Source organism: Metabacillus kandeliae (assembly GCF_021166585.1).
Taxonomy (GTDB): domain Bacteria; phylum Bacillota; class Bacilli; order Bacillales; family Bacillaceae; genus Metabacillus_B; species Metabacillus_B kandeliae.
Window position 1 is genome coordinate 15,383 of sequence record NZ_JAJOZE010000019.1, and the last position, 16,489, is coordinate 31,871.

General features: G+C 43.5%; 15 protein-coding genes. 8 read left to right on the forward strand and 7 right to left on the reverse strand.

Features of this window, described 5'->3' with window-relative positions; translation table 11 throughout:
* Positions 1-69: 69 nt before the first annotated feature.
* The 4 genes from LRR81_RS20770 to LRR81_RS20785 all read right to left on the reverse strand — a co-directional run bounded on the left by LRR81_RS20770 (position 70) and on the right by LRR81_RS20785 (position 4,773).
* The gene (locus tag LRR81_RS20770) at positions 70-1,191 is read right to left on the reverse strand and encodes a DEAD/DEAH box helicase (protein ID WP_231791335.1); all 1,122 of its coding nucleotides are present in this window, start codon (positions 1,189-1,191) and stop codon (positions 70-72) included.
* Between the two features lie 63 nt (positions 1,192-1,254).
* Complete coding sequence (locus LRR81_RS20775) at positions 1,255-1,836, reverse strand: hypothetical protein (protein WP_231791336.1); 582 nt, start codon at positions 1,834-1,836, stop codon at positions 1,255-1,257.
* Between the two features lie 11 nt (positions 1,837-1,847).
* The gene (locus LRR81_RS20780; RefSeq protein WP_231791337.1) at positions 1,848-3,035 is read right to left on the reverse strand and encodes a ParM/StbA family protein; all 1,188 of its coding nucleotides are present in this window, start codon (positions 3,033-3,035) and stop codon (positions 1,848-1,850) included.
* A gap of 403 nt (positions 3,036-3,438) precedes the next feature.
* Positions 3,439-4,773 (reverse strand): DUF2252 domain-containing protein, encoded by a 1,335-nt coding sequence (locus LRR81_RS20785; RefSeq protein ID WP_231791338.1) that lies wholly within the window; start codon positions 4,771-4,773, stop codon positions 3,439-3,441.
* A 145-nt stretch (positions 4,774-4,918) separates the two neighbouring features.
* On the opposite strand from LRR81_RS20785, the gene cidR reads away from it, so the two are divergent.
* The 4 genes from cidR to LRR81_RS20805 all read left to right on the forward strand — a co-directional run bounded on the left by cidR (position 4,919) and on the right by LRR81_RS20805 (position 8,505).
* A complete protein-coding gene (cidR, locus tag LRR81_RS20790) occupies positions 4,919-5,800 on the forward strand; it encodes a cidABC operon transcriptional activator CidR (RefSeq protein WP_231791339.1) in 882 nt (293 codons plus the stop codon).
* A 180-nt stretch (positions 5,801-5,980) separates the two neighbouring features.
* Positions 5,981-6,496 (forward strand): acyl-CoA thioesterase, encoded by a 516-nt coding sequence (locus tag LRR81_RS20795; RefSeq protein WP_231791340.1) that lies wholly within the window; start codon positions 5,981-5,983, stop codon positions 6,494-6,496.
* 17 nt (positions 6,497-6,513) lie between these two features.
* A complete protein-coding gene (locus LRR81_RS20800) occupies positions 6,514-6,876 on the forward strand; it encodes a hypothetical protein (protein WP_231791341.1) in 363 nt (120 codons plus the stop codon).
* A gap of 174 nt (positions 6,877-7,050) precedes the next feature.
* Positions 7,051-8,505: an alpha-amylase gene (locus LRR81_RS20805; protein WP_231791342.1), complete on the forward strand. Its 1,455-nt coding sequence runs from the start codon at positions 7,051-7,053 to the stop codon at positions 8,503-8,505.
* Positions 8,506-8,724: 219 nt separating this feature from the next.
* On the opposite strand, the gene LRR81_RS20810 is transcribed toward LRR81_RS20805, so the two are convergent.
* Positions 8,725-9,204 (reverse strand): hypothetical protein, encoded by a 480-nt coding sequence (locus tag LRR81_RS20810; RefSeq protein ID WP_231791343.1) that lies wholly within the window; start codon positions 9,202-9,204, stop codon positions 8,725-8,727.
* 55 nt (positions 9,205-9,259) lie between these two features.
* Between LRR81_RS20810 and LRR81_RS20815 the strand changes: the two genes are divergently transcribed.
* Positions 9,260-10,192, forward strand: a complete 933-nt coding sequence (locus LRR81_RS20815; RefSeq protein ID WP_231791344.1) for an aldo/keto reductase — start codon at positions 9,260-9,262, stop codon at positions 10,190-10,192.
* Between the two features lie 30 nt (positions 10,193-10,222).
* On the opposite strand, the gene LRR81_RS20820 is transcribed toward LRR81_RS20815, so the two are convergent.
* Together LRR81_RS20820 and LRR81_RS20825 are read right to left on the reverse strand one after the other, a co-directional pair.
* A complete protein-coding gene (locus LRR81_RS20820) occupies positions 10,223-11,200 on the reverse strand; it encodes a bile acid:sodium symporter family protein (RefSeq protein ID WP_231791345.1) in 978 nt (325 codons plus the stop codon).
* Positions 11,201-11,424: 224 nt separating this feature from the next.
* The gene (locus tag LRR81_RS20825; RefSeq protein WP_231791346.1) at positions 11,425-12,447 is read right to left on the reverse strand and encodes a LacI family DNA-binding transcriptional regulator; all 1,023 of its coding nucleotides are present in this window, start codon (positions 12,445-12,447) and stop codon (positions 11,425-11,427) included.
* Between the two features lie 342 nt (positions 12,448-12,789).
* Here LRR81_RS20825 and mglB point away from each other — a divergent pair, with 342 nt between their 5' ends.
* The 3 genes from mglB (at position 12,790) to mglC (ending at position 16,463) form a co-directional block, all read left to right on the forward strand.
* Positions 12,790-13,839, forward strand: coding sequence for a galactose/glucose ABC transporter substrate-binding protein MglB (mglB, locus tag LRR81_RS20830; protein WP_231791347.1), 1,050 nt, complete (start codon positions 12,790-12,792; stop codon positions 13,837-13,839).
* An 82-nt stretch (positions 13,840-13,921) separates the two neighbouring features.
* Positions 13,922-15,427 carry a galactose/methyl galactoside ABC transporter ATP-binding protein MglA gene (mglA, locus tag LRR81_RS20835; RefSeq protein WP_231791348.1) on the forward strand — a complete coding sequence of 502 codons (1,506 nt, stop codon included), beginning with the start codon at positions 13,922-13,924 and terminating at the stop codon, positions 15,425-15,427.
* Between the two features lie 13 nt (positions 15,428-15,440).
* Positions 15,441-16,463: a galactose/methyl galactoside ABC transporter permease MglC gene (mglC, locus tag LRR81_RS20840; RefSeq protein ID WP_231791349.1), complete on the forward strand. Its 1,023-nt coding sequence runs from the start codon at positions 15,441-15,443 to the stop codon at positions 16,461-16,463.
* Positions 16,464-16,489: the final 26 nt, after the last annotated feature.

Sequence of the window (16,489 nt, forward strand, 5' to 3'; positions counted from 1 at the left end):
ACTAGTGTCGATAAGTTCCTCTATTTTTGTTTATTTTATCAAAACTTTTATTTAAAGGAAATTGCCGATTTACTTCTCGCTGGTCATATCAAGGTCCATTTCCTGAATGGGAGCTTCTGTTGCTTTTTTAATTTGGTCCAGTATGCCGCTGTCCTTTGGACCTGCGAATGTGATGGCAAGGCCTGTGCTGCCAGCTCTGCCTGTTCTTCCGATGCGGTGAATGTAGCTGTCTGCATCCTCCGGGATATCATAATTGATAACATGTGTGACCCCTTCAGCGTCTATGCCTCTTGCCGCAACGTCTGTTGCAATCAGGATCTGCAGCTTGGCCTTTTTAAAACTTGCCATGACGCGTTCTCTCTTCGCCTGAGACAGGTCTCCGTGGAGCGCATCACAGAGGAAGCCTAGCCCCTTCAGGTCATCGTTCAGCTTCTGCGCTCTGCGTTTTGTCCGGCAAAATACGATGGCGAGATAAGGGCGGTAATCACGGATGATTTGGCAAAGTGCCCCCTTTTTTTGCCTGTCTGATAAATACAGCACTCTTTGCTTAATGCCCCTGACAGAAAGGTGTGTTTTCTCTTCTGACACATCTGCTGCATCTTTCGTATAGCGGGCTGCCAAATCTTTTACGGCAGGCGTCAGCGTTGCTGAAAACAGAACCATCTGCTTCTCTTCAGGCGTATGCCGAAGAATCTGCTTTACATCTGGCAAAAATCCGATATGCAGCATTTGGTCTGCTTCATCAAGTACAAGTGTCTTTATTTCTGAGAGGTTCAGCGTTTCTCTTCTAAGGTGGTCTAAAATCCTTCCTGGAGTGCCGATGATGAGCTGAGGATTCCTTTTCAGCTTTGTCATCTGTCTTTCCACATCCTGCCCGCCATACACTGCGAGAAGGCGGAGTGCTCCGTCATTCAGCTTAACAGCCTCTTCCCAGATTTGCCTGGCAAGCTCTCTTGTCGGAGCAACCACCATGGCTTGGACAGCTTCATTCTCTGTATCAATAGTTTGAAGTATCGGCAAGAGGAAAGCTATTGTCTTTCCTGACCCTGTTTCAGCCTGCCCGATTAAATCTTTTCCTTCAAGCAGCACAGGTATGGTTTTTGCCTGAATAGGGGTTGGGGAAGTTATATGCTGCTGTTCAAGCATATGGACTAAACTGCTCTTGATGCCTAATTCGTTAAATGCCGCCATATTTCAGCACACCTTTCTTGAAAAAAAGAGCAGATGCAGGATCCGCTCTTTTCCATGTTTTTCTTACTTATTCATGCTGGAGAGAAATCCTCCCAGCAGGTCATCCACGCTCTCTTCCGGCTCTTTCCGCTCCGCTCTTGCAGACTCAAGTTCACCCTGTATTTTGTCCAAATTAAAGTCATCTAAATCATCATCATCCAGATCTGTCCACTCAGGTTCTTCAGGCTGCTCTTGTTCTATCATTACCGGTTCAGATGCAGCAGACGTTTCCTCCTGCAGATAGAGGGCTTCGTCGATATCGATCGCATTGCTGTTTAAGGAAGCGAGCAACGCTGTAGCCCTGACCGGATTTGAGAGCAGCTGAAAAATGAGGCTTCCAAGCAGAGCTTCTGAATGCTCATGCTTCAGCCAGCTGCGCTGTTCCTTTGTCAGCTGCCGAGGGAGAGGAACAGTCAGGGTTTCCCGATCTTTCGAAAGAGATTCTCCTACTCCTTTTAGGACAAAATCAGATATTTTGCTGGAAAAATTTCTTCGTTCTGTCTCCTTCAGCTTTTGCAGCTGTTTGAGGAGATGGTCAGGTGTATCAGAGGGAACGCGGAACGTGATCGCCTGCCCCCTCTGAATGCCTTTATCCGAAGGTTTCATAGTCCATCACCTTATTTGGATGAAGCTGCTTTTGCCTTCTCATCCTTTTTTTCTTCGGTCTTTTGATTTCTTCTGACATAATCAGAAATCAGCTTGTAATAAGCATTGGACATCATCCAGATGCTTTCTTTTTCATCTTCGAAAAACTCAATGTTATAGCCGTCAAGGTTGTTGTTGAGTGTTTTCAAATAATCCTTCAGGACAGATGCACCGCCGCCTACGAAATAGCAGATCTCTGTCTGTGAATTGCGCTGCCATACGTTGCGGAGGAAACGATATTGCTTTTTCGCAAGCTCAAGCAAAATACGGTCTGTAATATCATGTACGCTTGTTCTGCTTCCTCTGACCATAATGTGGTTGCGGTCGTTTTTGCGGGTAATAATCTCGACAACATCTCTTCTGCTGTCCAGCTCAACGCCATGCTTTGTCCGGATTTCTTCCCGGATTGCTTCAAGAGATTCTGAGACACCAAGGTTAAAGCCCTGTGCTTTGTCGTCATCTACATTTCTGTTGCGGATTACCGCGATATCTGTAGAAAGGCCGCCGATATCCTGAATCAGGATGCGCTTGTCAATCAGGTCTTTATTAATGATGTTCAAGTCATTATCCATGACGAGATTAATATAGGCCGCAAAGCCTTCCGGATATACTTTTACTTCGTCAAATTTAATGTTTACTTTCAGTCCCTGATATTTTGGTGTGACCAAAAATTCTACTTGATGAACAGATCCGAGGAGCTGAGCTCTGTAGCCGACATCCTTGCCTTCTTTCACTTCTCTTAGCGGAAGGCCTGTCCCAAGTGTGTAGTTGGCATCAATGACATTGTTTGTTTTTCTGAAGCCTTTGTCTTTTTTCTCGTCCACCGCATCAAGAGCAAGAGCGGCAAAAAGCATGACAAGCGTCTGGTCTTCTTCTGACTTGTGGCTGCCTGGATCGAGCTCAGTTGAATTGCTGCTCTTTGTTGCAAGGCTTCCAACCCGGTAAATCACATTATTCTCTGTGAGGGCAGGGGAGTGAACACGAATATGGATATTCTCCAGCGGGTCCTTCTCATCTAGTTCTTCAATTCCAATAACAGGTCTGTCTTCTAAATCTCTTGCAACGACATTTGGTATGTAAAGCTCTGAATCAAGCTTTCCGAATAGGGCTTTCACTGCGTCGTTTCCAACATCTACCGCAGCAATTCTTGAATTCGTCATTTTTCAACTTTCCCTTCTTTAAATAGTTTAGATTATATGATTCGAGACTGGCAGGGTTTTTCCTGGCTCAACTGATAAGAAATTTCGAAATAAGCCTATGGACGCAAACATTTATGTATACAACCCTACTAATATTGTAAACAATCAAACGGTAAATGTATACAATGTTTCTAAATTTGTACACATCCTTTAATACCAACATGCATACGTCTTTGTTTACATGTTTACATTTTGCAATCATTTTGTATACAATCTGTTTTCTTGTATACTTTTTTGTAAACAGAAACTTTTTAACGAGTTTTTGTGAAAATTAGCAAGTTGATTATAAATGATCAGCAAACTTCACAGCACTCTGCTAAAAAAACACCCTGGCTTAAAATAGCCAGGGCGAAGCACAAAACTATTAAGAAGATTGACTCTCTGTAAGCCAGCTGCAAAAGATCTCATAATCAAGAATCACCTGACGCTTATAGGTCATAGCCGTAAAAACCAGTTCTGATTGAAAGATGTCAAACTGGGAGCCGATAGCTTTCAAAATTTCCTCTTCGCTGTGATAATCGAGCAGCCCCTGCTCAATGTCTTTATCAGCTCGGGAATGAATTTTTGCTGTAATTCTTCCCATTACAGCAAGGGTGTCATCCCAGCACTCTGTATCCTTCAGTTGTTTTGCCTTAATGCGTTTTTTATAAGGGGAACGTTCTCTCACATAAAACTCTTTGCCATCTGCTGTGAAAAAACCTAGGTAGGGATCGCCATAATGATGCATGGCCTGCTGTGTAGCAGCTACCCGTTTACCCTGATGGGCAAATGCTTCCCAAAAATCGTCCTGAAAGGGGAGGAAATAACCAGGGACAGGGGGACGAACTTCTTTAATTTCCAGAATAAGGTCATTATCCTCTCCACCTTCTCCTTCAATTAGTGCATAGTACCTATCTAAACCAATAGAAGCTGTTCCAGAGCCTTTCTTGGCAGCCAAATCCTTCACCTCATAAAAACCAGTCTCTTTTCTATATTCAGGGGAAATACTGGAGATATAAGAAGGCCAAGCCTCCAAAATTTTTCCTTTGCATTCTTCAGAAATATGCTGAATTTCTTCCGATTTAATAAACTGCCTGTCTTTCCCTGTTTTCAAAACTGTTATTCCGCTTATTAAATGATCAGCTTTCCGCTTTTCAAGCTTTTTCAGCACCTTTTTAACAGGACCTTTTGTATTTTCACGGGAAAAGTCAGAAGTATAGGGGGATTCCTTTTTGTCTCTATACCGTTCCAGCTGGGCATAGTAAGAACTGAGGAACTCTCTGATTCTCCCCTTCTGCTCTTCCTCATCCAAACCTAGAGATTCTCCATACAGTGCAATACTGACGCACATCCTGACAATATCGTATAAATAAGAACCCAAATAACCTTCATCAAAATCATTCACATCATAGACAAGCTCGCCTCTCTCATTCTGAAATGCTCCGAAATTCTCAAAATGCAAGTCCCCTTGAATCCATGCAGGCTTTTCAGAAGGGGTATGAAAGGAAAAAGGAATATTGGCCATATCAAAATAAAACAAAAAGGCACTTCCCCTGTAAAACCGAAAAGGGTTCTCCTTCATTTTTTGGTATTTAGCCCGCCGAAGATTATCCGGAAGCTTCATCAGTTCTGAATCAAACTGGTTGAAAACCGACTGGATCAGCTGCTTGCGAATATTCTTTTTTGTCGTTTTCAAGTGCTCTGTCAGGTTTGAATTCATCTGCAACTCCCCGTTTCTTCCTTAGTCTTCTTTTTTATTATTATATCATGATGAAAATGACATATTTTATGTCAAAAGAACATAACGTGCATCTTTAGTCAATTTTTGAGACAATGCAAGCATATAAAGTAAAAAGGGTGAGCCAATGGATATCAAGCACTTGCACTATTTTATAGAAGTCGTCCGCTTTAAAAGCTTCACCCAGGCAGCGGAACATCTTTTCATAACCCAGCCTACAATCAGCAAAATGATCAAAAACTTGGAAGAAGAGCTCGGTGTTCAGCTATTTAAGCGCTCACGAAAGAAATTGACGCTTACAGATGCAGGACAGGTTATATACGAGCAGGCTCTATCAATAAACAAAGCCTTCCGCAGTCTCGAAATGGAGCTCGACGATCTGCTCAGTTTGAAAAAAGGCGTCGTCCGCATCGGTGTCCCGCCTATTATAGATTCCAGTTTTATTCCAAAGCTTTTGGGGGATTTTCATGAAAAATTCAATGATATCAACTTCCATTTAGAAGAGGAAGGGTCTAAGAAGATTGAAGAAGAAGTTAGTCAGGATTTATTGGACGCCGGGCTTGTTGTGCTTCCGACAAATGAAGGTTTGTTTGATTACTTCCCGCTTGAAGAAGAAGATTTTAAGCTGATTGTTCATCCGGGGCATCACCTGGCTGATAAAGAACAAGTGAATTTGGAAGAGCTGAAAAACGAATCATTTATTCTTTTTAATAAAGATTTTGCCCTTCATGACCGGATTTTATCTTCCTGCATCAGTGCAGGTTTTACCCCCCGCATCATTTCGGAAACATCCCAATGGGATTTTATCGCAGAAATGGTTGCCTGCAAGCTTGGTGTTACCCTGCTCCCGGCAAGCATATGTAATCACTTAACAACAAAAGTAAAAGCCATCAAGGTTGTAAACCCGTCCATCTCTTGGAAACTCGCCATTATATGGCGTAAAGACCACTATCTCTCTTACGCAGCCAGAGAGTGGCTATCCTTCACAAAAGAACAATTCAGCAACTGACAGCCGCGATCGCAGGCTGTTTTTTTATTATATTCAAAAAGTAAACGCTATCATTAAAAGTAAGCATTTACATAGATTATCCCTATAGATCTAATAAAAACTATCCATTGTACTTACGAAAAATCCCATACTACAATTATTGCAGTAATGAATTGGTGCAGCGAAAGGATATGGTCTTAAATGGAACCAATTAAAACGAAAGTTAGCCGCATAATCAATACAGATCAGGTATTATCCTGTGATTTAAATAACTATAACACCCTTTTCGGAGGGGTTCTGATGAAAAGACTGGACAGTGCCGCGACATTATCAGCTCGCCGGCATTCCAGAGCAAAGGAATGCGTGACAGCTTCAACGGATCATATTGACTTTTTATGTCCGATCCATCAAACAGACTCTGTCTGCATTGAATCCTTTGTTTCTTATACAGGCAGAACGTCTATGGAGATTTTCTGCAAGGTTATTGCAGAAGACATGATGAACGGTGACCGCCGAATTGCCGCAACAGCCTTTTTAACATTTGTAGCACTTGATGAGAACAAGCGACCATTGGAAGTGCCTGGTGTTATTCCAGAAACAGATGAAGAAAAATTCATCTTTGAAACAGCAAAAGCCAGAGCAGAAATGAGAAAGCTCAGAAGAACACAAAGCAAAGAACTGGCGCAAAATCTTAATCTTAACAAACCTTGGGATTGAAAGGAAGTGCAGAAAAAATGGTAGCCGTATCAAGCATTGAAGAATTAAAAAACCTGAAAGCTTCTTTGGAAGAAATCAGCAAAAACGAACCTGTGCTTTTCCAAAAATGGATGCATATCGTTAACCTTACAAGACAATTTCAATTTAAATACAGCTATATGGGCTGTCTTCTAACTGGAAACGAGGCGGAACTTTGCCGCCCTAACGGTGTGAAGCCTTCCATTATAGCTTTATATGAAAACGAAGTAGCAAAACTGACTGCTGATGCAAACTTTAAAAAGCTGCAAAATATTTTAACAAACAGCTGCGGATATACAAAAATCAGCCGCCTTTCACTCGGTCAATCACCAGAGTCACTGGTCGGCGCATCCATCGCTTAATTGATGGTTTTTAGGCAGAGGGAGACTCTGCAGCTGCAAATTTAACAGCATTGAATAAAAAGAAGAGGAAGCAAGCGCTTTCTCTTCTTTTATAGGTTTAGGAAGTTCCTCCTAGTGATATAAACCATTAGAACTCTATTTCTATGAAAATCAAATTCTAGGGGGAGCACGAGGATGGAACGGAATCATACAATGATGCAATTTTTCGAGTGGTATGTCGAACAGGATGGGAAGCACTGGGACCGTCTGAAAGAAAGAGCAAAAGAAATGAAGGAAAACGGCATAGATTCTGTTTGGATCCCCCCTGCAACTAAAGGACAAGCCCAGGATGATACTGGGTATGGCATATATGATCTGTACGATCTTGGAGAATTCGACCAAAAAGGAACCGTACGGACTAAATACGGTACAAAGCAGCAACTGGTTGAAGCAATTGAAGCATGTCACGAAGAAGGAATCTGTGTCTATGCAGATGTTGTGATGAACCATAAAGCAGCAGCAGACGAAACAGAAGTATTTGAAGTTATAGAAGTAAATCCTGAAAACAGAGAAGAAGAGATTTCTGAACCCTTTGAAATAGAAGGCTGGACAAAATTCACTTTTCCAGGCAGAAAAGGAAAATACTCTGATTTTAAATGGAATCATACCCATTTCAACGGCACAGACTATGACAAAAAAACCGGTAAAACCGGTGTGTTCCGGATTGTTGGGGAAAACAAAGACTGGAACGAAAATGTGGATGATGAATTCGGAAACTATGACTATCTTATGTTTGCCAACATTGACTATGATCACCCTGAAGTTAAAGAGCAAATGCTTGAGTGGGGAAAATGGATGGCCACAACGCTTGACTTGAACGGCTACCGATTGGATGCCATCAAACACATCAATCACAATTTCATCCGTGAATTCGCCAACACGATGAAAGAACACTGCGGCGAAAATTTTTATATGGTCGGAGAGTTCTGGAACACCCAGCTTGAAGCATGCCAGGAATTCCTTGACACGGTAGACTATCAAATTGATATTTTCGACGTTACCCTTCACTATAAGCTGCATGAAGCATCTCAGGCAGGCAAAGACTTTGATCTCTCCACGATCTTTGATGATACACTTGTCAGCTCACATCCATTAAATGCAGTTACTTTTGTTGATAATCATGATTCTCAGCCAGGCGAATCACTGGAATCGTGGGTTGAGGACTGGTTCAAGCAAAGCGCGTATGCTCTCATTCTTCTAAGAAGAGACGGTTATCCTGTTGTTTTCTATGGAGATTATTACGGCTTACAAGGGGAATATCCGATTGACGGCAAAAAAGAAGCGATCGATCCCCTTCTGCACGCCCGCTACCACCATGCTTACGGCGAGCAGGACGATTATTTCGATCACCCGAATACAATTGGCTGGGTTAGACGCGGAACAGAAGAATTCGAAAAATCCGGCTGCGCTGTTGTCCTATCAAACGGCGATGAAGGTGAAAAGCGGATGTTCGTCGGCGAAGAAAGAGCTGGCCAAGTATGGGAAGACTGCACAGGCAACCGCCAGGATACGGTTGAAATTGAAGAAGATGGATTTGGAGTGTTCCCTGTAAATGGCGGAAGTGTTTCCGTTTGGGTTGAAGGAGAATAAAACATACAGATCAAATAAAAAGGACAGACACCGGGCTGGAAGTGTCTGTCCTTTTTTCTGAAATCTGCACCACGTCATATTCCCGAAACCCAGCTCCATATTCCCAAATAGAGCGGGCATTTTCCCGAAACCGGCTGTTATATTCTCAAAAAAGGACTCTATTTTCCCGAAGGGCCGGTTACTAAGTGCAAGGCAAGGTTTTGAGCAATACCCTGAATCTTACTCCATACTTAGAGCGGCAAAATTCACTATTACAAAGAGAAAAGACTTTTTCTGACCTTTGCACCGCGTCATATTCCCGAAACTCAACTCCATATTCCCGAATGGAGCGGACAATTTCCCGAAACCGGCTGTTATATTCTCAAAAAAGCCCTTCATTTTCCCGAACGGCCAGCTGCTAAGTGCCAAACAAGGTTTTGAGCAATACCCTGAATCTCGCTTCTTATTTGAGGCGGCATAATTCATTTTTATAAAGGGAAAAGACTTTTTCTGAACTCTGCACCGCGTCATATTCCCGAAACCCAGCACCATATTCCCGAACTGAGCGGACATTTTCCCGAAACCGGCTGTTATTTTCTCAAAAAAGCCCTTTATTTTCCCGAACGGCCGGTTACAAGTTACCAGCAAGGGTTTGAGCAATAATGAGAAGCTGCCCCACGTCCCTATTAGTGCAGTTTCCCAAAACACAGTATTTCTCACACCGCCGCCCGCTCTGCTATCATAAAACCATCCCCAAAAAAGGAGTGAAGCTCAATTGCCAAACCAAGCAGCTTTAGGTAAATCAGATCTTACTGTTAACCCAATCGGATTAGGGACGAACGCTGTCGGCGGCCATAACATTTATCCAAATCTTAATGAGGAAACAGGAAGGGATGTTGTGCGCACAGCCATTGAGGCTGGCATTAATTTTTTGGATACGGCTTTCATTTATGGACCTGAGCGTTCTGAGGAACTGATTGGAGAAGTGGTGAAGGAGAAGGGCGGACGCGGCAATCTCGTTATTGCGACTAAGGGATCTCATAAAATCGTCAATGGCACTGTGAAAATGGATAATTCTCCAGCATTTTTAAAAGATGCGGTTGAGAGCAGTTTGAAACGCCTGCAGACAGATTATATTGATCTTTTCTACATCCATTTCCCTGATGAAGATACACCGAAGGCAGAGGCTGTCGGCGCCTTGAAGGAACTGAAGGATGCCGGAAAGATTAAGGCCATCGGAGTTTCCAACTTTTCAATTCAACAGCTGAAGGAAGCAAACAAGGATGGCTATGTTGATGTTCTTCAGTCTGAGTACAATTTGTTCAAGCGGGAAGCGGAAAAGGATCTTCTCCCTTATACAGCAGAGAACGGCATATCGTTTGTTCCGTATTTTCCGCTCGCTGCCGGCCTTCTTGGCGGAAAATATACGAAGGATACGACATTTAATGATGGAAGAGCAAAAAATCCTCTTTTCCAGGGCGAAGCGTTTATTAAAAACCTTGAGAAGGTGGACAAGGTAAAAGAAATTGCCGAGGCAAAAGGCGCAGAAACGGCGCATGTTGTGCTCGCCTGGTATTTGAGGCAGGATTCCATTGATGCTTTAATTCCAGGGGCGAAAAAGCCTGAGCAGGTTACCCAGAACTTAAAAACGCTTGATGTGCAGTTAACAGAAGAAGAGATTAAAATCATAGATGAAATTTTTCAATAAAAAAACGGCCTTATGCAGGCCGTTTTTTTATTATGAAAACTTAGAGATCGCCTTTGGAACGTCATTTTTTCGCTTTTCCTTTTTAGCCTGCCGGGAAGCCCAATAGGTTGCCAGGAGCGGGCCTGATACGTTGTGCCAAAAGCTGAAAATAGCGCTTGGTACGGCTGCTGCCGGAGAAAAGTGGGTCATGGCAAGTGTCGCGCCAAGCCCTGAGTTCTGCATGCCGACTTCGAATGTGATGGCTTTTTGGGCTTCGTAGCTTAAGCCGCAAAGTCGGGCTGCCAAAAAACCGAGGGCAAAACCAATGACGTTGTGCAGCACTACGACGCCAAGTACAAGAAGGCCGGATTGCACAATCATGTCATGGCTGCCGGCAATAACAGAGGTAACAATGACCACAATCGCGACAACTGATACGAGCGGCATGACTTTGACAGCTTCTTTTACGTGGCGCCTGAAGAAATATTGAACAAGCAGGCCGAGGATAATCGGCACCAGAATGACTTCCAGCACTTCAATAAACATTTTTCCCGCATCAACCTGAAGCCAGGAACTTGCAAGCAGATAGATAATCGCAGGCGTCAGGATCGGCGCCAGCACAGTAGATACAGATGCGACTGATACGGCCAGGGCCGTATCCCCTTTTGCAAGGAACGTCATCACGTTTGAAGCCGTTCCGCTTGGACAGCAGCCGACAAGGATGACGCCGATGGCCAATTCCTTTGGAAGATGAAAAAGCACTGCAAGCAGATAGGCAACTCCCGGCATGATGATATAGTGTGCGGCGACGCCGATCAGCACGCTTTTCGGATTTTTCCCCACTTCTTTAAAATCACTCATCGACAGCGTCATGCCCATACCGAACATGATCACTCCAAGCAGGATGGAGACATACGGCTTAATCCAAAGAAAGCCCTGCGGTGCAAAAAAGCTGATAAGGCCAAACAAGAGAATCCAAATAATAAAGGTCTTCCCCGCAAATTGGCTGATTCTTCCTAGTACATTCATTGTCTCTCTCCTTTCAATGCTTCACTTAGTTAAATGATAGTTGATTATAAACCTATTAAACTAAAAATTCAATGTTATCTGAAAATTTATTGGTATGCTTTTCTTATTATAATAGAGGAAACAAGGTCCGCTGGAGGTGCTGTAATGAAGCTTGAGAACTTTGAAAACTTTGGACTAATAGATAAAAGGCCAAAGCCCGGCAAGGGGATTTGGCCTTTTTTATCCTATACTTTCTCCTTCTTTCCAGCTTTACCAGAGCTGCCCCTTTCAATCAGTGTGCACGGCACAACAATCTGTTTCGCTATCGTTCTGTTTGATGAGATCTGCTCCAGCAGCAGGTCCACTGCCGCCTCTCCCATAAACTCGGTTGGCACGCGGACTGTTGTGAGCGGCGGATGAACATGCCGGGCTAATTCAATATCATTGAAGCTGACGATTGAGATATCCTCAGGCACCCGTATTCCCTTTTCATGGAGCGCTCTGAGCGCTCCAATGGCCATTGAATCGCTTGCAACAAAAAAGGCAGTAGGCTTCGTCTCCGTTTCAAGAGCTTTTTCCATCAGCGTAAATCCGTCCTCTGCTGTAAAGCCGCCGATATGAACGTTTTCTTGTCGGTAGAGATTTTTTAATGTCATATATTCATAAAAGATTTTCTCGCGTCTGTCATAAATGGTTTCGCCGTTAGCTGCATACTCCCTTCCGCCGATAAACCCTATCGTCTGATGTCCATTTTCCAATAAATAGTCAAGAGAATCTTCAACAGCTGAGCGGAAATCAGGCACAATGCAGTCAATCTCTCTTGAGATAAAATAATCTACGAGCACAAAGCTTGATGACAGCTGCTGAAATCGGCAGATGTCTTCCTTGCTGTATTTCCCGGCAGCGATCACTCCCTGAAGCGGGCCGTTGAAATGGCTTTTGAACTCATTATTTTCCTTATATAGTTTTACAAGGTTGATTCCTTTGCTGAAGCAGGCTTTTTCAATTCCAAGTCTGATTGAATGGTAGTAAGGATCGGCAATCTCCTGATGCTTGGAGTACCAATAATATAATCCTATATTTAAACAGTGTTTTGCCTTATTTCGGCTGTACTGCCTTTCCTTCTGATAGCCGAGCTTTTCTGCAGCAGCCAGGATTCGTTCCTTTGTTTCAGCTGTAACAGATAAATTTTCATCCTCATTCAGCACTCTTGAAACGGTTGCGGGCGAAACTCCCGCTTTTTTTGCTATATCTTTAAGAGTCGCCAAAATCTCTTTCACCTGCCCTTGCATACATGGCCGCTTACAGCAGCCTTCCTATTTATTTACTAAACTGCTTTAGTAAAGATTTTACTATCTTTGCCAAAGAGTTTCCATATAAAAATAAAGCGCTTTCAAATTTATTTTTAAAACCCAACCAATTACCCCGTTTTAACAAGGCTGCAACTTAGTAATTTACCCAAATATGAGTCTTAATTATCAGTATTTTTATAAAATTATTAAAAAACAGTTGTTTTATATTTACTAAACTTGTAAAATAATCTCAGATTAAGCGCTTTCAGGAAAGGCTTACATCTGAGCATTTATATTATGTCAAAGGGGATTGAGTAAATGGCTAAGATCAAAAAGGGGTTCATTCTGTCATTATCCGTAGCTTCTGCATTGATGCTTGCGGCAGGATGCAGCAATTCAACAAGCGGTTCAGGCGGAGGTTCAGGGGAGCCTACTGTAGGCGCTACAATCTACAAGTATGATGATAACTTCATGTCCTATGTACGCCGTGCAATGGAAACTTCAGCAAAGGGCAAGGCAAAATTATTGCTGAACGACTCTCAGAATGACCAGGCAAAACAAATGGAACAGATTGATACGGTTATTGCGAAAGGCGCCAAGTCTCTTGCGATCAACCTTGTTGATCCAAAAGCAGCTTCCACTGTTATTGATAAAGCAAAACCAAAGAATCTGCCAGTCATCTTCTTTAACAAAGAGCCTGATGCTTCTGTTATGAAAAGCTATGATAAAGCTTACTACGTTGGAACAACTTCTTCTGAAGCAGGCGTGATCCAGGGAAAAATGATTGCAAAGCTTTGGAATGCAAACAAAGATAAATGGGATAAAAACAAAGACGGCAAAATCCAATATGTGCTTCTAAAGGGCGAGCCTGGACATCCAGATGCTGAAGCAAGAACAAAATTCGTTGTCGACACTTTGAAAGAGCAAGGCGTTGACGTTGAAGAGCTTGCAATGGATACAGCAATGTGGGATGCAACAAAAGCAACGGAAAAAATGGATGCATGGCTTGCAAAATACAGCGATAAAATCGAATTTGTCATCGCCAACAACGACGGCATGGCGCTTGGTGCGATCTCTTCTCTTGAAAAAGCCGGCTACTTCTCTGGCGATAAGGTGATGCCTGTTGTAGGCGTTGACGCAATCCCGGAAGCACTGGAAATGATCGAAAAAGGCAAAATGGTCGGTACAATATTGAATGATGCGAAAAACCAAGGGGCAGCAACCGTTCAGCTTGCCGCAAACGCAGCGAATGGAAAAGAAGTTACAGACGGAACAGACTGGAAGCTTGACGACATGCATTCTGTCCGCGTTCCTTATGTTGAGGTAACGAAAGACAACATCCAAGTTGGAAAAGACGCTTACAAATAAGAAAAAGCAAATGGCGAAAATATGAGACGCACGGCTTTCCGTGCTCTCATATTTTTTAAGTGGTATGCAAGGAGGTCCGCAGATGACAGTAACGAAAAGTCCTTACTTATTGGAAATGCTTCATTTAACAAAGCGGTTTCCTGGTGTCATTGCGCTGCAGGATGTGACCTTAAAGGTTAAGGCAGGCAGTGTTCATGCTTTGATGGGAGAAAACGGCGCAGGCAAATCAACCCTAATGAAATGCCTCTTCGGCATTTATAGCATGGATGAAGGAAAAGTGCTGCTTGAAGGACAGGAGGTCGCGTTTGCTACTTCCAAGCAGGCTCTTGAGAGCGGTGTCTCCATGGTGCATCAGGAGCTGAATCAGGTGCGCCAGCGCAATGTTATGGACAATATTTGGCTGGGCCGCTATCCGAAAAAAGGGCTGTTTATTGATGAGAAAAAAATGTACGAGGATACAGCTGCTATTTTCAAAAATTTAGATATTAGTATTGATCCCCGCCGAAAGGTCAGCTCTCTCTCCGTTTCAGAAATGCAGATGGTTGAGATTGCCAAAGCGGTATCTTATCAATCCAAGATTATTGTGATGGACGAACCGACTTCTTCACTGACAGAAAAAGAAGTGGATCATCTGTTCCGCATTATTAAGAAGCTGCAAAGCGACAACGTAGCTATCATCTATATTTCTCACAAAATGGAAGAAATTCTCAAGATTTCTGATGAAGTAACCATTATGCGTGATGGGAAAAGCATTGCGACAAAAGAGGCATCAGAGCTGACAACAGAAGAGATTATCAAACTGATGGTAGGAAGGGATCTAACCCATCGCTTTCCTCCGAAAGAAAACCATCCTGGAGAGGTCATCTTAAAAGTAAAAGACTTTACCGCTCTGACGCAGCCGGGCTTTCAAAATGTCAGCTTTGATTTAAGAAAAGGCGAAATCCTGGGTATTGCCGGACTTGTCGGTTCCAAGCGCACAGAGATTGTCGAAGCGATGTTCGGCATCAGGGGACTGGAATCCGGAACAATGGAGCTTCACGGAAAAGAAATCCAAAACCCTTCTCCTCAGCATGCAATCAGAAACGGATTTGCCCTTGTGACGGAGGAGCGCAGAAGCACAGGGATTTTCCCAGAGCTCAGCGTCAGCTTCAACTCCATTATTTCCAACTTGAAAAAGTACCGTGCGAAGGGCGGTTTTCTCTCTGATAAAAAGGTGGGAGAAGATGCAAAATGGGTGGTGGATTCCATGAGAGTCCGGACGCCATCTGTTAAAACGCCAATCGGAAGCCTATCAGGCGGAAATCAGCAAAAAGTGATCATCGGCCGCTGGCTGCTGACGCGTCCTGAGATTCTTCTGCTTGATGAACCAACCCGCGGAATTGACGTTGGGGCCAAATTTGAAATCTATCAGCTAATCAATGAACTGGCTGCAGAAGGAAAAGGCATCATTATGATTTCATCTGAAATGCCGGAACTCCTTGGCATCACTGACCGCATCCTTGTCATGAGCAACGGCAGAGCTGCAGGGGTTGTCGAGACTAAGACGGCAACACAGGAAGAAATCATGCGCTTTGCAGCGATGTACTAGGGAGGAACAGCAAATGAATAATGAAGCAACTAAAAGATCGAATATAACAAAATGGCTGATTGATAACGTCATCTACGTCGTTTTGCTTCTGCTTGTGATTGGAATTGTGATCGCATCACCAGACTTTTTATCTGTTACCAACTTTTTGAACATTCTCAGCCAGTCTTCTTCCCGCATTATTATTGCTCTAGGGGTGGCTGGAATCCTTATCACCTTCGGAACGGACCTTTCAGCCGGACGCATGGTCGGCCTTGCTGCCGTTATCTCTGCTTCCATGCTGCAGGCAACAGATTATGCCTATAGAATGTATCCGCATCTGCCAGAGCTGCCGGTATTTGTGCCGATCCTTATCGCAATGGTTGTGACAGGTCTTATCGGTACTGTAAACGGCCTGATTGTGACAAAGCTTCACGTTCCGCCTTTCATTGCCACTCTTGGCATGATGATCACCGTGTACGGCTTGACCTCCATTTACTTTGACCGCCCGCCATACGGCGCACAGCCAATCGGCGGCTTGAGCACAAAATTCACTACCTTTGCTCAGCGCGGCATTCCGATTGGAAGCTATGAAATTCCTTATCTCGTGATTTATGCGATCATTGTTTCTGTGATTATCTGGGTGATCTGGAATAAAACACAGCTTGGAAAAAACATGTACGCCATCGGCGGAAATCCCGAAGCTGCAAAAGTATCTGGAGTTAACGTAACAAGAAACCTGCTTATCATCTATACTATTGCAGGCCTTCTGTATGGTTTCTCAGGTGCCCTTGAAGCGGGACGCGTCGGTTCTGCAACGAACAACACCGGTAACATGTACGAGCTTGATGCGATCGCAGCATGTGTTGTGGGAGGCGTTTCTCTATCAGGCGGGATCGGAACAGTGCCAGGCGTTATTACAGGCGTTCTCATCTTCCAGATTATCAGCTACGGACTTGCTTTCCTTGGTGTAACACCATATATTCAGTTTATTGTAAAAGGCGCCATCATTATCCTTGCGGTTGCTATCGATATGCGCAAGCATGCTAAGAGAAAATAAACGAAAAGCCGGCAGATGCCGGCTTT